General features: G+C 46.6%; 16 protein-coding genes. 8 read left to right on the top strand and 8 right to left on the bottom strand.

Going from position 1 to position 16863, the window contains the following annotated elements; translation table 11 throughout:
• Window positions 1–59: 59 nt before the first annotated feature.
• Window positions 60–875: a MerR family transcriptional regulator gene (locus tag A4V09_RS06830; protein WP_065544672.1), complete on the bottom strand. Its 816-nt coding sequence runs from the start codon at window positions 873–875 to the stop codon at window positions 60–62.
• 173 nt (window positions 876–1048) lie between these two features.
• On the opposite strand from A4V09_RS06830, the gene A4V09_RS06825 reads away from it, so the two are divergent.
• The 3 genes from A4V09_RS06825 (at window position 1049) to A4V09_RS24250 (ending at window position 6222) form a co-directional block, all read left to right on the top strand.
• On the top strand, window positions 1049–5287 hold the full coding sequence (locus tag A4V09_RS06825) for a DEAD/DEAH box helicase (RefSeq protein WP_065544671.1): 4239 nt from the start codon (window positions 1049–1051) through the stop codon (window positions 5285–5287).
• A 118-nt stretch (window positions 5288–5405) separates the two neighbouring features.
• On the top strand, window positions 5406–6026 hold the full coding sequence (locus tag A4V09_RS06820; protein ID WP_065541687.1) for a DUF4317 family protein: 621 nt from the start codon (window positions 5406–5408) through the stop codon (window positions 6024–6026).
• 19 nt (window positions 6027–6045) lie between these two features.
• Complete coding sequence (locus A4V09_RS24250; RefSeq protein ID WP_157123466.1) at window positions 6046–6222, top strand: hypothetical protein; 177 nt, start codon at window positions 6046–6048, stop codon at window positions 6220–6222.
• A gap of 5 nt (window positions 6223–6227) precedes the next feature.
• Here A4V09_RS24250 and A4V09_RS06815 read toward each other — a convergent pair whose 3' ends face one another.
• From A4V09_RS06815 to A4V09_RS06805, 3 genes are read right to left on the bottom strand one after another with little or no spacing between them, the layout of a single operon-like run.
• Complete coding sequence (locus A4V09_RS06815) at window positions 6228–7217, bottom strand: sensor histidine kinase (protein WP_065541686.1); 990 nt, start codon at window positions 7215–7217, stop codon at window positions 6228–6230.
• On the bottom strand, window positions 7204–7890 hold the full coding sequence (locus tag A4V09_RS06810) for a response regulator transcription factor (RefSeq protein WP_065541685.1): 687 nt from the start codon (window positions 7888–7890) through the stop codon (window positions 7204–7206). The genes A4V09_RS06815 and A4V09_RS06810 overlap by 14 nt, the downstream gene beginning before the upstream one ends.
• A 51-nt stretch (window positions 7891–7941) precedes the next feature.
• A complete protein-coding gene (locus tag A4V09_RS06805) occupies window positions 7942–8841 on the bottom strand; it encodes a LysR family transcriptional regulator (protein ID WP_065541684.1) in 900 nt (299 codons plus the stop codon).
• Between the two features lie 400 nt (window positions 8842–9241).
• Here A4V09_RS06805 and A4V09_RS06800 point away from each other — a divergent pair, with 400 nt between their 5' ends.
• The 3 genes from A4V09_RS06800 to A4V09_RS06790 all read left to right on the top strand — a co-directional run bounded on the left by A4V09_RS06800 (window position 9242) and on the right by A4V09_RS06790 (window position 11123).
• Window positions 9242–9988 carry an alpha/beta fold hydrolase gene (locus A4V09_RS06800; protein WP_065541683.1) on the top strand — a complete coding sequence of 249 codons (747 nt, stop codon included), beginning with the start codon at window positions 9242–9244 and terminating at the stop codon, window positions 9986–9988.
• A gap of 135 nt (window positions 9989–10123) precedes the next feature.
• Complete coding sequence (locus A4V09_RS06795) at window positions 10124–10567, top strand: DUF3795 domain-containing protein (RefSeq protein ID WP_065541682.1); 444 nt, start codon at window positions 10124–10126, stop codon at window positions 10565–10567.
• Window positions 10560–11123, top strand: coding sequence for a YdeI/OmpD-associated family protein (locus A4V09_RS06790; protein WP_065541681.1), 564 nt, complete (start codon window positions 10560–10562; stop codon window positions 11121–11123). Before A4V09_RS06795 ends, A4V09_RS06790 begins: the two co-directional genes overlap by 8 nt.
• A 20-nt stretch (window positions 11124–11143) precedes the next feature.
• Here A4V09_RS06790 and A4V09_RS06785 read toward each other — a convergent pair whose 3' ends face one another.
• Window positions 11144–12211, bottom strand: coding sequence for a tyrosine-type recombinase/integrase (locus A4V09_RS06785; protein WP_065541680.1), 1068 nt, complete (start codon window positions 12209–12211; stop codon window positions 11144–11146).
• 127 nt (window positions 12212–12338) lie between these two features.
• On the opposite strand from A4V09_RS06785, the gene A4V09_RS06780 reads away from it, so the two are divergent.
• Window positions 12339–12794, top strand: a complete 456-nt coding sequence (locus tag A4V09_RS06780; protein ID WP_065541679.1) for an ATP-binding domain-containing protein — start codon at window positions 12339–12341, stop codon at window positions 12792–12794.
• 64 nt (window positions 12795–12858) lie between these two features.
• Here the strand turns inward: A4V09_RS06780 and A4V09_RS06775 are convergent, their stop codons facing one another.
• The 3 genes from A4V09_RS06775 to A4V09_RS06765 are packed head-to-tail and all read right to left on the bottom strand — an operon-like array spanning window position 12859 to window position 15050.
• A complete protein-coding gene (locus A4V09_RS06775) occupies window positions 12859–13281 on the bottom strand; it encodes a DUF2000 domain-containing protein (RefSeq protein WP_065541678.1) in 423 nt (140 codons plus the stop codon).
• The gene (locus tag A4V09_RS06770) at window positions 13265–14194 is read right to left on the bottom strand and encodes a DMT family transporter (protein ID WP_065541677.1); all 930 of its coding nucleotides are present in this window, start codon (window positions 14192–14194) and stop codon (window positions 13265–13267) included. Before A4V09_RS06770 ends, A4V09_RS06775 begins: the two co-directional genes overlap by 17 nt.
• Window positions 14187–15050, bottom strand: a complete 864-nt coding sequence (locus A4V09_RS06765; protein ID WP_065541676.1) for an AraC family ligand binding domain-containing protein — start codon at window positions 15048–15050, stop codon at window positions 14187–14189. The genes A4V09_RS06770 and A4V09_RS06765 overlap by 8 nt, the downstream gene beginning before the upstream one ends.
• A gap of 600 nt (window positions 15051–15650) precedes the next feature.
• Between A4V09_RS06765 and A4V09_RS06755 the strand changes: the two genes are divergently transcribed.
• Window positions 15651–16844 (top strand): MFS transporter, encoded by a 1194-nt coding sequence (locus A4V09_RS06755; protein ID WP_065541674.1) that lies wholly within the window; start codon window positions 15651–15653, stop codon window positions 16842–16844.
• The last annotated feature ends 19 nt before the right edge of the window (window positions 16845–16863 follow it).

Raw genomic sequence — 16863 nt, 5'->3', positions numbered from 1 at the left:
CATCCTTTCTCAACGAAAAAAGAATAAAGGATGGAGTAACTACACAGTCAAGCGCTAATTTATTTTTTTGTCAAATGAGCTTTTATTTCACAGTAATAATCGTCTATGTAATCAAAAAGCTGCAGTCCCAGTTCATCTGCATACACGGCATCTGTTGTATATCCGCGTTCTTCCATCCAGGCAAAAAGCGGTTCAAAATCCGCAGATTCCCGGATGATCCGGACAATACAGACCGCATACTCCCCTGTTGGCGTGACATGCAGATTTTCAGGGCTGACGTGTGAATAACTGCTGTCCGCGATTTTCAGATATTCCCTGCATTTATAGATGTTTCCCTTTTTCATTTCCTCCAGATCCAGTATATATCCGTACTTTCTCTGTATAGTGTCCGCAAACCGAAGTTCATCCTTGGCAGCAGCCTGCAGATTGGCGTGATAGGAGGTACCGTCCCCAGCCATTATGCCGGCGATCACAGTCTCCCCCTTCAGCCATTTCTTTTTTACCACATCAGAGTGGATCGCTTTTGAGACCCTTTTATTTTCCTCGTCATACCACAGGATATCCTCCGCCACCTGCTGATAATATCTGCTCAGCCGGAGGGCTTCATTTCTGTAATCCAGCAGAAGCTGTGTGATCTTGCTGTTGTCATGAAAATCCAGTATCTGTTTTACCTTGTCCAAAGGCACGCTCAGTTTGCGGCATGTGGTTATAATATCCAATTGCCACAGATTCCAGCGGGAGTAGTAGCGGTATTGGTTCTTTTCCTCTATGTAATCCGGTACCAGAAGTCCGATTTTATTATAGAAATGCAGGGTATCTTTTGATATTCCTGTTATTTTACTGACCTCACCGATCAAATAATATCCTTCTTTCAAAATCTGTTCTCCTTGCCATTTTCTCTTTACACAGGTAATTATAACAAAATAGGTGGAAAAAGCCAATGAAACCCTACACGAGACCTTCCTTTTGGTGTACAATCGTAACAGAACATTTACCCGGTTTCTACCGGCTGAAATACAGGTATGGAAAGGATGAACACATGAAAGATATGACACAAGACAGCCTGAACCTATTTACACAGCCCACCGCTTCCTGGTTCAGGCAGGCCTTCGGACAGCCCACAAAAGTCCAGCAGGAAGCATGGCCTGCCATAAAAGAAGGCGGCCCCGTACTCATCAGCGCGCCTACCGGAACCGGAAAAACATTGTCCGCCTTTCTGGTATTTATTGACCGTCTGCAGGCATTGGCAAAAGAGGGGGGACTGAAGGAGGAACTCTATCTGATTTATGTTTCTCCCCTGAAATCTCTGGCCGGAGATATCAGAGAAAATTTAAACAGGCCTCTGGACGGAATCGGAGCTATGGAGGGCGGAGAAGGTGCCGGGAAGATCCGTGTAGGCATACGAACCGGGGATACCCCTCAGAAAGAGCGGCAGAGGATGGTAAAACATCCCCCTCACATACTTATCATTACACCGGAATCCCTGTATCTAATGCTGACCAGCCGAACCGGGCGGACAGTCCTTAAAACAGCCGGAGCACTGGTGATCGACGAACTGCACGCGCTGATTGATACCAAGCGCGGTGCCCACCTGATGCTGTCCGCTGCCAGATTAGACAGCCTATGCAGACATCCTCTCCAGAGGATTGGATTATCTGCCACCATAGAGCCCCTTCAGACAGCGGCCGGTTATCTTTCACCTGAACCGGCACATATCGTTGCCCCCCAAATGCAGAAAGAGGTACAAATTGAGGTAAACGGCATAGCACAGGCGCCCGGAAGAAAAAAAGACCCGGTCTGGGAGGAGCTGGCAGAGAAAGTATACAGCAGGTGCCTGCAGTGCAGAAGCGTGATCGCTTTTTCCGAAGGACGGAGATATGCGGAAAAACTTGCCTACTATGTCAATCAGCTTGGGGGGGAGGATTTCGCCCGTGTGCACCATGGCAGTCTGTCAAAGGAACAGCGGGCAGAAGTGGAGGACTCCCTCCGGAAAGGAAACCTGCGCCTGCTGTGTGCCACCTCCTCCATGGAGCTGGGAATTGATGTGGGCGATATTGACCAGGTACTGCAGATTGGCTGTCCGCGCACCATTTCCAGTACCATGCAGCGTCTTGGCCGGGCAGGACATAATCCCGGCCGGGTCAGCGTTATGTATATGTACCCCCGGACTGCCTCCGAGACATTATACTGCGGCATGACAGCCCAGGTGGCCAGACAGGGAGGGATAGAACAGGCCTGCCCGCCCAGTATGTGTCTGGATGTACTGGCACAGCATTTGGTGTCCATGGCTGCCACAGCCAAAAACCAGGAGACAGATAAAGGTTCCGGCGGTATTCCGTGTACTGCCTACACGGTGGATGACGTAATGGAAATCCTTTCCCGCACGTATACCTTCCGTTCTGTCTCCAGGCAGGATGTGAAAGATGTCCTGGCCATGCTGGCAGGCGATCATGAGCATAAACGGGAAATTCCCGTGCGCCCCCGCATTCTGTACGACAGACTGCACGAACAGGTCTTTGCCAACACTTACAGCCGGATGCTGGCTGTGGCAGCAGGAGGAACCATACCGGACAAAGGCATGTATACAGCCAAGACAGAAGACGGTGTAAAAGTGGGGGAACTGGACGAGGAGTTTGTCTATGAATCACAGCTTGGGGACCGATTCCTGTTAGGCTCCTTTGCCTGGAAGATCGTGGGGCAGGATAAAGATACCGTGGTGGTTACTCAGACCGGCGCGGAGGGCGCCAGGCTTCCTTTCTGGAAAGGCGAGATCAAGGGCCGGAGCCTTGGAACCAGTCTGGCATTCGGCAGGATCATGAGAACGTTATCTGAAGCTGAGCGAAGGGGCAGGCTTACGGAGGAACTGGAGAATCTTGGACTTGACCAGGCTGCCCGGGAAAATACCTCAGGATTTTTAGAGCGCCAGTTAAAAGCCACCGGCATTCTGCCTGATGACAGGACCATCGTGGCAGAACATTTCAAGGACTCCACAGGGAGCAGCCAGATCATGCTGCACGCGCTCTTTGGAAAAAGGATCAATACGCCCCTGTCCCTTCTTCTTCAGGACGCAGCCCAGAAATTAACAGGAAATCCGGTGGGCTGCGTGGAGGAAGAGGACGGAATTCTTTTGTATCCCTATGGGGAAGAGGTTCTGCCGGAGGGCATTTTATTTTCCATAGATACGGAAAAAGCAAGAGAGAACCTGGAAGCTATGCTTCCGGCAACACCTGTCTTTAACATGACATTCCGTTACAATGCAGCCAGGGCTCTAATGATGGGTATGAAGCGGAACGGAAGGCAGCCCCTGTGGATGCAGCGGCTTCGCAGCACGGAAATGCTGGAGTCCCTTGTTCAGGAAAAGAATCATCCCCTGATACGTGAGACGCAGAGGGAGTGTCTGGAAGACCAGTGGGACATAGAGGGTATGCTTGGCATACTCCATGCAGTGCAGAGCAGTCAGATAGCTGTCAGGGAAGTTTATCTGGATACGCCCTCCCCCATGTCACTGCCCATGCAGTGGCGCGTGGAGGCTGCAGAGATGTACGAATATTCCCCAACTACACCGGGAATCCGGCAGGCCGTATATGACGAACTGCGCTATATGGAAAAGGTGAAACCATCGGCAGAGTCACTCAAAAAGGTGCAGGAGCACAGAAAACTTCCCGAGGATGCCGAAGGTCTGCACACTCTTCTGATGATGGAAGGCGATGTAACAGTATCGGAGCTGCAGGATATGTACGCGGGAACTCCAAAACTTTGCTGTATATCGGACTGGCTGGAGGAACTGGCGGCACAGGAAATGGCAGACTATATGGAACCGGGACTTTGGATTGCCGCGGAACAGCATGAAGAATATAAAAATGCACTTACCGATCTGGATAAACAGGATGGTATGCACATCATACGGCGGATGCTCTATTACCGGGGGCCCCGGACTGCCAAGCAGATTCAGGAGCGCTATCTGCCGGGCATGGACTGCATGGTCCAATGGCTGGAAACCTTGTGCGCCCAAAAGGAGCTGGTGGAGGACAGCGGCTTTTATTACCACGCCAAACTCTACGACAGGGCAAGAAACGCCACCATCCGGGGATTGCGCATGGAGGCAGTCACACAGCCGCCGGAACACTATGCCTCCCTGACCGCAGGCCGGGTCCTGGTCAATGCTTCACCGGAGGAGCAGTTAAAGCAGACCATAGAATTATTCTGTGGACAGGGATTTCCCGTATCATTCTGGGAAAATATCATCTTTGCCAGAAGAATCCAAAGATACAGTGAAGGTCTGCTTGACCGGATCCTGACAGAAGGGGATTATTTCTGGAAAATGCTGCCCGGAGACATGCTTTGTTTTCTCCGGTATGAAGAGATTGACTGGAACGCGCCCCTTTCCGGAGATATGCAAGCCGAGGAACCGGAAGCAGCAGAGGAAAAAATTCTCTACCGGGAGCTTTGCAGGCGGGGTGCCAGTTTTCTGAAAGCCCTGACGCATCTTCCCCTATCCAAAGATGTGCGCAGCCTGCTCATGGAGCTGGCAGAAAAAGGAATGGTCAGTGCAGACAGTTTTGTTCCTGTAAGGCAGTGGAGGAACAGGGAAAAAATCAGGAGATCAGCGGCAAGACAGCGAGTCAATGCCAGGATCGCCGCCATGTCTAAGGGACGGTGGGATGTGGTCCACCCTCTGAAAAATCCGTCCATGGAGTATCTTCTGGAAAGCTTTTTCCGGGAAAATATCATCCTGTGCCGGGAAACCTTCCGGCGCTCCCTCTCTCTTCATACGGACCGTGAGCAGGAATCTTATCCTGACTGGAAGCAGGCCCTGGAGGTTCTTCGTATCTGGGAGTTCACAGGCCGCGTGAGGAGAGGTTATTTTGTACGCGGACTCTCCGGTGCGCAGTTTATACGAAAACAGGATTACAAGGGCATCGTACAAGCCCTGGCACATCCGGACCCCCAGATCATCTGGCTGAACGCAGCAGACCCCATGCAGCTTTGGGGAAAGGTGCTGGAACACTTAGAGGGCCGTTCTTTTTTGAATGTCCCCGGTACTGCCGTGGCGCTGCAGGGCGGCATTCCTGTCATGGTGCTGGAGCGGCAGGGAAAAGTTCTGAGGGTGCTGGAAGACGCGGATCCAAAGGCTGTTCTAAAAAAATTTGTTCTCGCATTCCGGGAAAAAGCACTTTTTCCGGAGAAGAAGAGGCTCACCGTCAAAGAGTATCCTGCAGATATGGGGGAGGCCCTGAAGGAAGCCGGTTTTACCAGGGAAATGATGGATTATGTACTGTACCGTTAAGGGGGCAGGGCCGTGCGATCTGGAAACAACCCTGTATTTAAAACAAAACCTCTTGTGGACAAAGAAAAATTGTGATATGAATATATAGGAAACGTATAATCTTCACAAGGAGACTGAAATGATAAACAGAGAGGATATGCTGGAACTGACCAGGCGCATGACACCGGCAAGGACTTCCATGACAAGAGTTGCAGGCAGTTATATGGATGCAGACGGTGAAATAGACGGCACTTTTAATACTAATTTTCTGAAGCTTTCAACCGGAGATAAAACAAAGAACCTTGCTGTCGCAAAGGCGATCCCCTTCTCCGGTACAAATAAAAATTTAAAAAGATACAAATTCTCCGGGGATTCCATAAAAATCGGCAGTATGCGGCAGCTTCTGATGGGAATGAAATCCTGCGGCCTGAAAAATGATGTGATGATGGAGACATTCTATGAATTGATCGCCGAAACCTATCAATCCACTCATGACTACGCGGTCCTCGTCTTCCATGACCGCTACGATGTGCCTGTAAAGGCAGCAGACCATGAACGGTTATGGGAATCGGAAGAGATGTTTGAATATCTTATTTGTGCCATCTGTCCGCTGGAGGGCGATTATGAACCGGGTAAACCGGAGTGCGGCTTTCTTTTTCCGGCTTTTTCTGACAGAAGCGCAGACATAAACCATGTGGATGTATTTCAGTCGGATACGGAACATCCCCACTTGGAAATATTGAAAATACTGGGATTGTGATCTATGCTTCCTTCCATTAGTGGGTTATGATGCGGAGTATCTTTATTTTGCGGAGAGCCTTGACTGGCTGGCAAATTATCAGGAAAAAGCGGAAGAGGGCTATAACCGGAAAACAAGCATTTCCAAATTTGAAAAACTGTGGATGGGCATTGATGCCATATGGGACAATCCGTATTTTGTCATCACCAGGGAGTAAATGCATTATTTTGGAAAACGGATGGAAAATACAGCACCGCCCTTAGGATGGTTCTTTGCGGTGACCGTTCCGCCCTGCCGGGTAATGATCGTCTTGCAGAGTGCCAGGCCGATTCCGTATCCCGCAGTGTCTGTATTTTTCCCACGGTAGAATCTGTCAAACAGGCAGGGCAGATCTTCTTTTTTGAAACCTGTCCCGCTGTCATGAAGGGTGATCTCAACAAACAGCGGGGTATCTTCACAGACAATTTCAATCTTTCCGTTATCACCGGCACTTTCGATACAATTTTTAATCACATTCTGAACTGCCTCCGAAAGCCAGCCTGCGTCCCCCCGGATCCTGGCCCCTTCTGCCATGTCTGTATACAGAACAATGTTATGCAGTTCCATTGGGATCAGAAATGGGCGCAGTGCAGCGTTTATCACACTTTTTATTTCTATAGTTCCCTCTTGGAAAACCACGATACCTGCGTCCAGCCGGGATAATTTCAGCAGGGAGGTAACCAGCCAGTCCATCTGTACAAATAATTCCTCTGTTTCCCGCAGCAGGTTCTTTCGTTCTTTACCGTCTGAAGCATTCTCCAGTAAAGACAATATCAGGTTGGCAGAGGTGAGAGGAGTGCGGAGCTGATGGGCAATGTCAGCGAGAGAATCTGCAAGATGCTGCTTCTCCTTTTTTAAGGCTTCGTTTTGCTCCCGAATACGCAGTGTCATTTTTGTGATCTCACTTTGCAGGATAGAGAGTTCGCCCTCCTCAGATTCACTGATAAACAAAGAATCCGCATTATGAAGGACAAGATCAATCTGTTCGGAAATCTGTGACAGGTTCTTATAGCGGGCTTTCGTAAATACAAAAAAAGCAGTGCCAAAAGCGGCAGCAGTAACCAGGGACAGTATCCCTGCTGCGGGATGGATGACAAATCCGGCTGCCGCTGCAGCGAAGGACAAGACAGCAAATAAGACGGAAAACTGCCGAATCTCTCTATTCCGAAACATAACTGCCTCCCAGCCGATATCCCGTTCCGCGGACGGTAAGGATTATCTGCGGGTTCGCAGGATCATTCTCGATCTTCTCACGAAGCCGTTTGATGTAGACGGTCAGGGTATTGTTATTGACAAACTCACCTGCCGCGTCCCACAGTTCATCCAGCAGCCTGTCCCTTGTCAGGATGATTTTGGGATTGTTGATAAACACCAGCAGCAGGCGGTACTCTAAGGCGGAGAGAAAAACTTCTTTGCCGTCCTTCTTCACCACACTGCTGGAGGTGTCCACATAAAGACCGCACATTTCAAAGGCAGACGGCGAACACCCGAATTTCCGCAGGGCAGTACCAATCCGGGCGATCAATTCGCGCGGGCGGAAAGGTTTTGTGATATAGTCATCTGCCCCCATATTCAGACCGGTTACAACACTGGCTTCATCACCGGAAGCTGTGAGGAAGATAACAGGTATCTTCTGTGTCTGTTTGATTTCTGTGCAGACTGTAAAGCCATTGCCGTCCGGCAGGGATATGTCCACCAACGCCAGGTCGAATTTATCTTCAGCCAGCATGGAAACCGCCTCTTGCTGGGTAGGCGCATGGGTAACCTGAAAGCCCTCCGAACGAAGCAGAAGCGTAAGATTCTTGGCAATCTCCTTATCATCTTCAACCAGAAATATTTTTTTCATTTATCATCACCATCCTTAACCGGTATCCTATTATCCTTTAACAAAAAACGTTTACGTTTGATCAGCATTCAGATGTTTCTTTAAGACTGCAATATATTTTTCTGCAGGTTTAGAGAATATCTGATATTTTTTCCATATAATACTCATTTCCGCCTCAAGCCCTGGATTCAGTGGTCTGAAACAAAGGCCGCTGTTTCCTGTTGTATTTATGATTTTATCCAAACAAACGGCATAACCCAAGCCTTCATCTACCATCAAAGAAGCATTAAAGATCAGATTGTACGTGGCCGCTATATTCAGATCCGATATTTGACATTTCAACCATTGTGTTAAGGCGCCGCCTTTCTCTTCCTGCTGGGATATGATCAAAGGCTGTTCCCATAAATCAGCTGGTGATATTGTTTCTTTTAATGCAAGAGGGGAATCCTTTCTCATCAAAACACCCCAGACATCTCTGGCAGGTATTTTGAGCGCATTGTATTTCGTCAAGTCCACCGGACCAAATACAATACCAAAATCCAGCAGGCCTTTATCCAGCTGTTCCATAACAAAAGTAGAATTTCCGCTGCAAATATGGTAGTGAATGCCCGGGGCCGTATTCTGCAGGCTTTTTGCGGCCTGCGCTAAAATACGGACAGCATCTGTCTCCCCGGTCCCGATCAAAATATCCCCCATAACAATATCATTGGTGAGAGTAACTTCCTTTTCTGTTTTTTTGACCAACTCAAGGATTTCTTCTGCCCGCATTCGCAAAATCATTCCTTCATCGGTGAGAGTCACTTTACGTGAACCTTTGGTACCGCGAATCAAGAGCTGCTTTCCCAGTTCTTCCTCCAGGTTCTTTATCTGGGTGGATAGTGTCGGTTGAGAAAGATGCAGGGATTCCGCAGCGCGGATAATGCTCTGCTCCCTGGCAATGGCAAGAAAATACTGAAGAACCCGTAATTCCATCTGATGACCTCCTAAATGGGTATGTGTACAAAACTTAGGCCTTCCTGTTATAGGGTAATTTACACTGATTATAGCAATGTTAAGATACCCTGTCAATTATTCCATACGCGCCTTGCAGCCTTACGGTAATCACAGTCAGCGCCGCTATCATTGCTGCGCAGCGTATCAGTACCATACTTGAAGCCCACCAAATCATTGTGTTGGAGGACGGACGGTTTGCAAAGAGAATTTCATGGTAAAATTCCCGTGATCCTATGGTATACTGAGAATATATTAAGAACGGAGGTTGCAAACTATGGGAATTTGGATCACAAAACACTAACAGCAAGGTGTTGGTGTCTACAAGCCTTGCTAATCAAATCAGAAAACCAAAAACAGAGAAACGATTAGGAGGCATACTATGTCATATTTCTATTATCAGTCAAAAAAAATTTATTACTCAGAAACAGGAAACGGAAAACCCGTGTTATTCCTGCACGGCAATACAGCATCTTCCAGAATGTTCGAGCCTCTGCTCCCTTTATATGAGGATACATACCATATCATTCTCATTGACTTTCTGGGCCACGGAAATTCAGACCGCCTGGAGGACTTCCCCCCAGAACTCTGGATGGAGGAAGCCGAACAGACCATTGCTTTACTGGAACATCTAAAGCTTGACCGGGTAAATCTTGTGGGGACCAGCGGTGGTGCGTGGGTCGCCGTCAATGCTGCATTAAAGCGCCCGGACCTGGTCGGCAGGGTAGTAGCAGACAGTTTTGATGGCCGGACATTGGCAGGCGATTTCTCTGCAAACCTGATAAAAGAGCGGGCAAATGCTAAGAAAGATGCCATGGCAGTAGAATATTACCGATGGTGTCAGGGCGAAGACTGGGAGCGTATCGTGGATATGGATACCAGAGCATTGACGCAGTGTGCAGAGAAGAAACTTCCATTATTCTCCAAACCCCTGACCAGCCTGCAGGTTCCGCTTCTGCTTATGGGCAGTGAAGGGGATGAAATGACCAGAGAGGACTTACAGGCGGAATACTGTGTAATAGCAGGTGAAACAGGGGCAGAAATCTGTGTTTTCCCAGAGGGGGGACATCCAGCCATTTATTCCAATGCGGAACAGGCAGCCATAACCATCCGCAGGTTTCTGGAATAAGTAAAAACAAACATGACATACTGTTGGCGTATTTATTTTGGTAAAATAGTATTGTAGTAAGCTGTAAAGATAAGAAGGCATAGACAAATATCAGAAATATATGTTCATGCCTTTTTGGATAAGGAGTGAATAAAAATGAGGATGCCGGAAAAAATAGAGCCTGCCATGTTTGCGCCCTGCGGAATGAATTGTATGGTTTGTTATAAACACTGTTATCACAAAAAACCCTGTGAAGGCTGTACAAAAGGTGACCAGGGAAAACCGGAGCATTGCAGAAAATGCAGGATCAAAGATTGTATCAAAGAAAAAGGTCTGACTTATTGCTTTGACTGTGCCTTGTATCCATGTAAGCAGGTAAAAGCGCTGGAAAAAAGCTACAATACCCGTTATCACAGCAGCCTTATGGCAAACAGCAGGGCAGTACAGGAGCAGGGACTGTTCCCTTTCCTGGAGCAGCAAAGAGCGGAATATACCTGTCCCAAATGCGGAGGTATCATTTCTATCCATGATGCTGAATGCAGTGAATGTCAGTACAAAAAACCATTAACAGACAGTCAGGAAGGATTCAAGCATGGATAATCCATTTAATTTTAAAACACGTGAGGAATTTAGAGCATGGCTAAAAGAGAACGGGCAGTCCAGTGAAGGTGTTTGGCTGCTTTTCGGAAAAACAAAGGAGATGTCAACCATAAAAGCCGGAGAAGCCCTTGAGGAGGCTTTATGTTATGGCTGGATTGACGGTGCTATGAAACGTGTTGATGATAAATCTTATGTGAAATATTTTTCTTCACGCCGTAAAAACAGTAAGTGGTCGGAGAAAAATAAAACATTGGTTAAAAGTTTAGAAAAACGCGGTCTGATGACCGATTTTGGAAGAGCAAAAATAGAGGAAGCAAAGAAAAACGGCCAGTGGGATAAGGCGGGTAAGCCCTCCGCAATAACGGAGGACCAAATGGAAATAGTGGGCAATTTAATAAAGGATAACGAAGTGGCATATACCAATTTTCAAGCAATGCCCCCATCCGTAAAAAAGACTTATACCCGAGCCTATTTAGATGCCAAGACAGAAGATGGGCAGAGGAAACGATTGGCATGGATGACAGCACGCTTAGAAAAAAACCTGAAACCCATGTAATGAAAACATAACTGCAAGCCTTATTCTTTTTCTCTCAGCCGTACCGCGCTTGCTGCGGCACGCCTTCTGGAGTCTTTCAGTTTGGCGTAATGTTTCTGTGTTGTGGACACACTTTTATGTCCCAGAACGTCCGCCACAAGGTAGATATCCCCTGTCTCTTCGTAGAGAGCAGTACCGTAGGTAGAGCGCAGCTTATGGGGTGTGATTTTTTTATTTGTAATAATGGGCTGTGTGTATTTCTTGACCATTTTCTCTGTGGCACGGACACTGAGACGGGTTCCCTGGAGGGAGAGGAAGAGTGCATTTTCATGGCCTGGCTTTGTCTCCAGATTTTCTCTTTCCTCCAGATAATTCAGAAGGGCAATTTCAACTTCCTCACCAAAATAAACAATTTTCTCATTTCCGCCTTTTCGTATCACACGGAGACCGCTGTTTTTAAAATTGACATCCGAAATATCCAGCCCCACACACTCAGACACACGCAGGCCGGTACCGAGAAAGAGGGTAATAATAGCAATATCACGCGTTTTTGTCTTTAAATAATAGCCCTTTTGGTGCGGCGTCAAATTGTCACTGAATTCCTCCATAGAATCTAAAATCATAGCAATTTCGTCAGGATCCAGTTGGATTATGGCTTTTTCATGTACTTTTGGGACGTCCACAATGCGGGTTGGATTATTTTTAACCATTTCATGTTTATAGAGATAATCAAACAAGCTTCTTAACGCAGAAATTTTTCTTGATATACCAATTTCACCGTTTGTCATTGCCTCGCCTGTATTTTGACTTTCGTAAACTTTCAGATAATTCTGAAATTCTTCAATATCAGTGGGACGAAGATTTTCCAGTACAGCAAGGGATATACTGCGAAGATCCGAATTTTTCAAAACAGGATTTGCAGTTGTAAGGAATTGAAAAAATATCTTTAGATCATAACAATATGCAATTTGGGTCTGCATACTAAGCGTTGTCTGGCGGCCTCTGCAGAAATCCTGTACATACGGAGGAAGCTCCGCCAGAATATTTCTGAGACGGATATTGTTATCAATATATTTTTTCTCGTGATAGCTGATGTTTTTTTTCTCCATGAATTTACACCTCATTATGATTAAGTTCTTAGCAGCGAATTTACCTAATTATAGCCCATCCGGACAAAAAAGTCCACAACTATTCGTAAAATGGACATTTCGCGAATAGTTGTGGAACGCTCATTTCATGCATTTTGCCAAATCTATTCTGCATCACACAGGGATTCAGCCTGTGGAACGCCACGGAGAAGCTCCCGCTGTGATCTCCTGTAAAACCGATGCGGATGAACTGCAGCACATACGGGCAGCGATCCACCGTTTTCAGAAAAGCGGCTTTGGTTCTTTGGGCATAATCCTAAAAACTGACCGGGCGGCAGAAACGCTTTATCATCTCCTGTGCTCCCAATATAAAACAGAGCTTATTTCACCTAAGAGTACAAGCTTTCACAACGGCATATCCGTTACCTCTGTGCGGATGTCAAAGGGACTGGAATTTGATGAAGTTATCCTTCCTCATGCGGGATGCGAAACTTATGCTTCCGAATATGACAGAAGCCTTCTCTACATTGCATGCACCAGAGCCATGCATAAGCTTACACTTCTGTATACCAAAGATCCATGTCCTTTCCTCCCATTACAGTGATCCTCATCTACTGCTATACAAAAAACGGGCGATACCGCTTTATGCGGAATCGCCCGTTTTCTTCCTATCTCAACAGCGGCAGGCTGCCTGTGAGTTTATTGACCAGCTTTTTGGCTCCGCAGATTCCGATACCAAAGTAAGTCATTTCTTTTTCCTCCACCCTTGCTGCTTTTTTAATATACTCCTCATAGACATTACAGCTCTGTGCAACATCTGAAAAATCAACCACGATCAGATCAGCGAATTCCGGCTGGAAGAGCTGCTCTCGGATCTCCCTGATTTTTTCCCGGTCTGCTTTCAGGATGGGAACCGGCAATTCAATGATTCCCAGGTGTTCTTTTCCGCTCTTATCCAGGACATCCGCTCCCACCGTCTCAGGGATGTGTTTTCCCAGCGTGATTCCCATGATTCCCGCTGTGTTTGCCAGAATGCCCAGAGGCAGGTCCTTGTCCAGTACCATGACGCATTTATCATTTTGTGCCTGCATATATCTTATACTCCTTTGCTTTTGCTGTAGTTTTCTCTGTTTTTCTGTCCTCAGATAAAAAGAGGCCGATCAAGGTCAGTAGAATACCCAGAATAATTGTCATCGTTAATTTTTCATGTAAAATAAGTGCTGATGTGACTGCTGTGATGACAGGTACCATGTAGATATAAACACTGGTTTTCACAGAGCCCAGGATCTTCACGGCAAGGTTCCATGTCACGAAGCATAATGCAGAAGCCCCAAATCCCAAAAACAGAAGATTCAGAACGTTTTTAAGACTGGCAAACTGCATAAGTTCAATATGAAAATCCATCAGGAGCAAAGCCGGAACCATAAAGATCAGCCCATAAAAAAACGTCCGCCTTGTAGTCTGAATGGTATTATATCCAAACCCACTGATTTTTTTTGTGATCGTTGAAAACGCGGCCCAAATCATTGCCGCTATCACAGCCAGCAAATCCCCCGTAGGATTTAACTGCAGATTCTTAACCCCTCCGAAGCTGATCAGGAAAATACCTGTAAGTGCTATTAAAAAGCCGGCAAAGAACCTTGTTTTTGGCCGTCCGTCATGCAGAAACAAGCAGGAGAATATAACCGTAAAAAATGGCGCGATAGAAATAATAACACCCACATTGGAAGCCAGTGTATAAGTCAGCGCTATATTTTCAAACAGGTAATACAGGGTCACGCCACAAAGCCCCGCGGCTGCAAAGTACCACTCCTGTTTCCTCTCACTGATGTTCAGCCTGCGCGGGCAGACACACCAAAGAGCAATGTATCCAATCATAAAACGGATAAATAAAATCTCCACCGGCTCAAAACTTCTGAGAAGCACCTTGGTGGAAATAAAGGTGGTGCCCCAGATTAATATGGTAAGAAAGGCAGCAATATGCCCATGTATTGTCTTATTCATTTGTCCACTCCTTTGCCGGAGTGACAGGCAGCGGTTTATCCGTAAAGATTTTCTGATACTGTTTTGGTGTCAGTCCGATAAATTCTTTGAAAAAGTTGGTAAAATGGCTCTGGTCCGCAAACCCCGCCATATCTGCCGCATCAATAGGCGCCACGCCCTGTTCCAGAAACTTTTTTGCTTTTTCCAGGCGCACGGTCTGCAGATAGCGGTAAGGTGAAACACCTACCTGCTTTGTAAAAGAACGCAGCAGATACGATTTGCCGAAACTTGTCATGGAAAGCAGGTCATCCAGCGTAATATTCTCGGAAAAATGTTTCTCCATATAATGACAGAGTGTCTTGATCTGCTGATTTGGCTCTGATATATCAATTTCATCAAAAGGAGCTGCATGTTCCTGCAGGATCTGCTCCAGAAGGAAGAAAAACGCCTCTTCCTTTTTCAGTTTAGGTGCGTGGGTAAGGATGGCATCATACAAATCACCGATGGACTGTGTAATGTCACTTTGATACACCACGTTGCTGGTAAAATGCAGGACAAAATCCCTACCTGTAATTTCTTTGACTGCTCTTTCCATCACGTCCACATTAATATTCACAGCACGGTAATCTAATATTTCACCATTGATGGGTGCACAGTAGTGGTTATCTCTGGGATTAAACAGGATCAAATCCCCTGCGGTCAGATCATACTCTTTGCCTTTGCACCAGAGATGCCTTTTACCTCCCTCCACAAACCCGATCACATAATAATCATGAAAATGGTTTGGAAATTTCTGGACAATACCGCTCAAATTATAAGCCTCTATCTCCAGGTCATGGTCATAATACACATGCCTTTGTTCTTGTTCTGCGTGCATCTTTTGTCCTCCTCCTTTCCTTTTCACTATTGTAGCACCCTGGAAAAAAGAATTCTTGAATGATATGACACCTGAGGTGCCATATCCGCGTTAAACAGAACTCTTTCTTTTGTATTCAGTAAACTCACTTCGAGTAAAATATATATTTTGTTCCATTATAACATATACAAACTCTCCATTGACAAGGAACTTTTTTACATGCTATATTAATTGATAAGATACAAGGATGATCCAAATGAGGTGGATATTATGAATTTCATTTTAACCGATAAATTGAGAAGACGAATCAGCTCCGTACAGATAACGTTTCCGGTGAGACATTGTACGGAGTTCAGATAGCGGCAGAACTGCTGCATTCACCGGAAAACAGTTGTGCCTCGTATCAGATTTTCTGATGCGTTTATTTGTGTACCTGTTTTCCGTGGATATCATAGTTCTGTATCTGGCTGCGGCGATGTGTTCGCCACAGCCTTTTGTCTGCAGACTGACTGGCAGAGGCTTATAATGTCCTCTGCCTTTTTTGCTGCCCGGCAGAGACATTTCGATACCGTGTACAGGCAGCAGCAGATTTCATTATTTCTTAGAAAGAGGTATTATATTATGGATTTAAACACATGGAAAGGGAAAACCTTTCGATTTTTAACAGCCCAGACTATCTCCCTGTTCGGTTCTTCCCTGGTGCAGTACGCCATTGTCTGGTATATTACACTGACAACATCTTCAGGAAAGATGCTGACCATCTCCACTCTCTGCGGATTCCTTCCCCAGATCATCATTTCACTTTTCGCGGGAGTATGGATTGACCGTTATGACAGGAAGTTCTTGATCATGCTCTCAGATGGTGCCATTGCGTGTTCCACACTTTTGCTGTCCCTTACCTTCCTGGCAGGACATAAAAACATCTGGTTTCTGTTTGCTGTACTGATCATCCGATCAGCCGGGACCGGCATCCAGACCCCTGCGGTGAACGCTATTTTTCCGCAGCTTGTTCCCAAAGAACATCTCATGAAAATGAACGGACTCAACAGCACCTTGTCCTCCTTCATGATGTTCTTATCACCTGCTGCCGGAGGTGCCATCCTCTCCGCAGCGCCTTTGGAAGCAGCGCTCTTTATTGACGTCATAACAGCTATTATCGGTATCAGCCTTACTTCCACCATAAAAATACCGCCCTACACAAAATCATCCGCAGACAAGGAATCCGGTCTGCATAAAATAGCTGGTGGTATTTTTTACCTCAGAAACAATGCTTTTATCAGAAAACTGCTGGTGTTTCAGATTATCATCCTGTTTCTCATAAGCCCCTCCGCCTTTCTGACACCCCTTATGGTGAGCAGGACCTTTGGACCGGAAGTCTGGCGGCTCACTGTAAGTGAAATGACTTACAGCCTTGGCATGGTGCTGGGGGGAATCCTGATCGCTTCCTGGGGCGGGTTTAAACATCATCTGCACACAACGCTATTGGCCGGTGGAGTCTATGGGACAATTATGATCGGCCTGGGAACAGCCCATGTATTTATTGGTTATCTGATCATGAATACCATGATAGGCGTTACCTCTCCCTGCTACAACACACCCATCAATGTGACCATTCAGGAAAAAGTGGAGCCGGATATGCACGGCAGGATTTTCAGCTTCATGCAGATTTCCACCTCCTGCGCGCTGCCTCTTGGCATGATATTTTTCGGTCCTCTGGCTGATCATATTCCTGTACAGTACCTTCTCATAGGTGCAGGTACTCTGGTCCTTACTATCTCTGTCTGCTTTAAGCTATTTAACTGTTTTAAGGAGTGACAATTACAAAAAGGAGGCG

This window comes from Blautia pseudococcoides (assembly GCF_001689125.2).
GTDB lineage: Bacteria > Bacillota > Clostridia > Lachnospirales > Lachnospiraceae > Blautia > Blautia pseudococcoides.
Note: the sequence above shows the minus strand (reverse complement) of the source record. Positions and strands in the feature narration are given on the sequence as shown.

What these genes read in the sequence shown, in the direction of transcription:
- A4V09_RS06770 (WP_065541677.1), bottom strand. Translation starts at nt 14,194, where the DNA reads ATGAATAAGACAATACATGGGCATATTGCTGCCTTTCTTACCATATTA.
- A4V09_RS06780 (WP_065541679.1), top strand. Translation starts at nt 12,339, where the DNA reads ATGCATTTTGCCAAATCTATTCTGCATCACACAGGGATTCAGCCTGTG.
- A4V09_RS06810 (WP_065541685.1), bottom strand. Translation starts at nt 7,890, where the DNA reads ATGAAAAAAATATTTCTGGTTGAAGATGATAAGGAGATTGCCAAGAAT.
- A4V09_RS06815 (WP_065541686.1), bottom strand. Translation starts at nt 7,217, where the DNA reads ATGTTTCGGAATAGAGAGATTCGGCAGTTTTCCGTCTTATTTGCTGTC.
- A4V09_RS06820 (WP_065541687.1), top strand. Translation starts at nt 5,406, where the DNA reads ATGATAAACAGAGAGGATATGCTGGAACTGACCAGGCGCATGACACCG.
- A4V09_RS06755 (WP_065541674.1), top strand. Translation starts at nt 15,651, where the DNA reads ATGGATTTAAACACATGGAAAGGGAAAACCTTTCGATTTTTAACAGCC.
- A4V09_RS06795 (WP_065541682.1), top strand. Translation starts at nt 10,124, where the DNA reads ATGAGGATGCCGGAAAAAATAGAGCCTGCCATGTTTGCGCCCTGCGGA.
- A4V09_RS06785 (WP_065541680.1), bottom strand. Translation starts at nt 12,211, where the DNA reads ATGGAGAAAAAAAACATCAGCTATCACGAGAAAAAATATATTGATAAC.
- A4V09_RS06825 (WP_065544671.1), top strand. Translation starts at nt 1,049, where the DNA reads ATGACACAAGACAGCCTGAACCTATTTACACAGCCCACCGCTTCCTGG.
- A4V09_RS06765 (WP_065541676.1), bottom strand. Translation starts at nt 15,050, where the DNA reads ATGCACGCAGAACAAGAACAAAGGCATGTGTATTATGACCATGACCTG.
- A4V09_RS06790 (WP_065541681.1), top strand. Translation starts at nt 10,560, where the DNA reads ATGGATAATCCATTTAATTTTAAAACACGTGAGGAATTTAGAGCATGG.
- A4V09_RS06805 (WP_065541684.1), bottom strand. Translation starts at nt 8,841, where the DNA reads ATGGAATTACGGGTTCTTCAGTATTTTCTTGCCATTGCCAGGGAGCAG.
- A4V09_RS06775 (WP_065541678.1), bottom strand. Translation starts at nt 13,281, where the DNA reads ATGCAGGCACAAAATGATAAATGCGTCATGGTACTGGACAAGGACCTG.
- A4V09_RS06800 (WP_065541683.1), top strand. Translation starts at nt 9,242, where the DNA reads ATGTCATATTTCTATTATCAGTCAAAAAAAATTTATTACTCAGAAACA.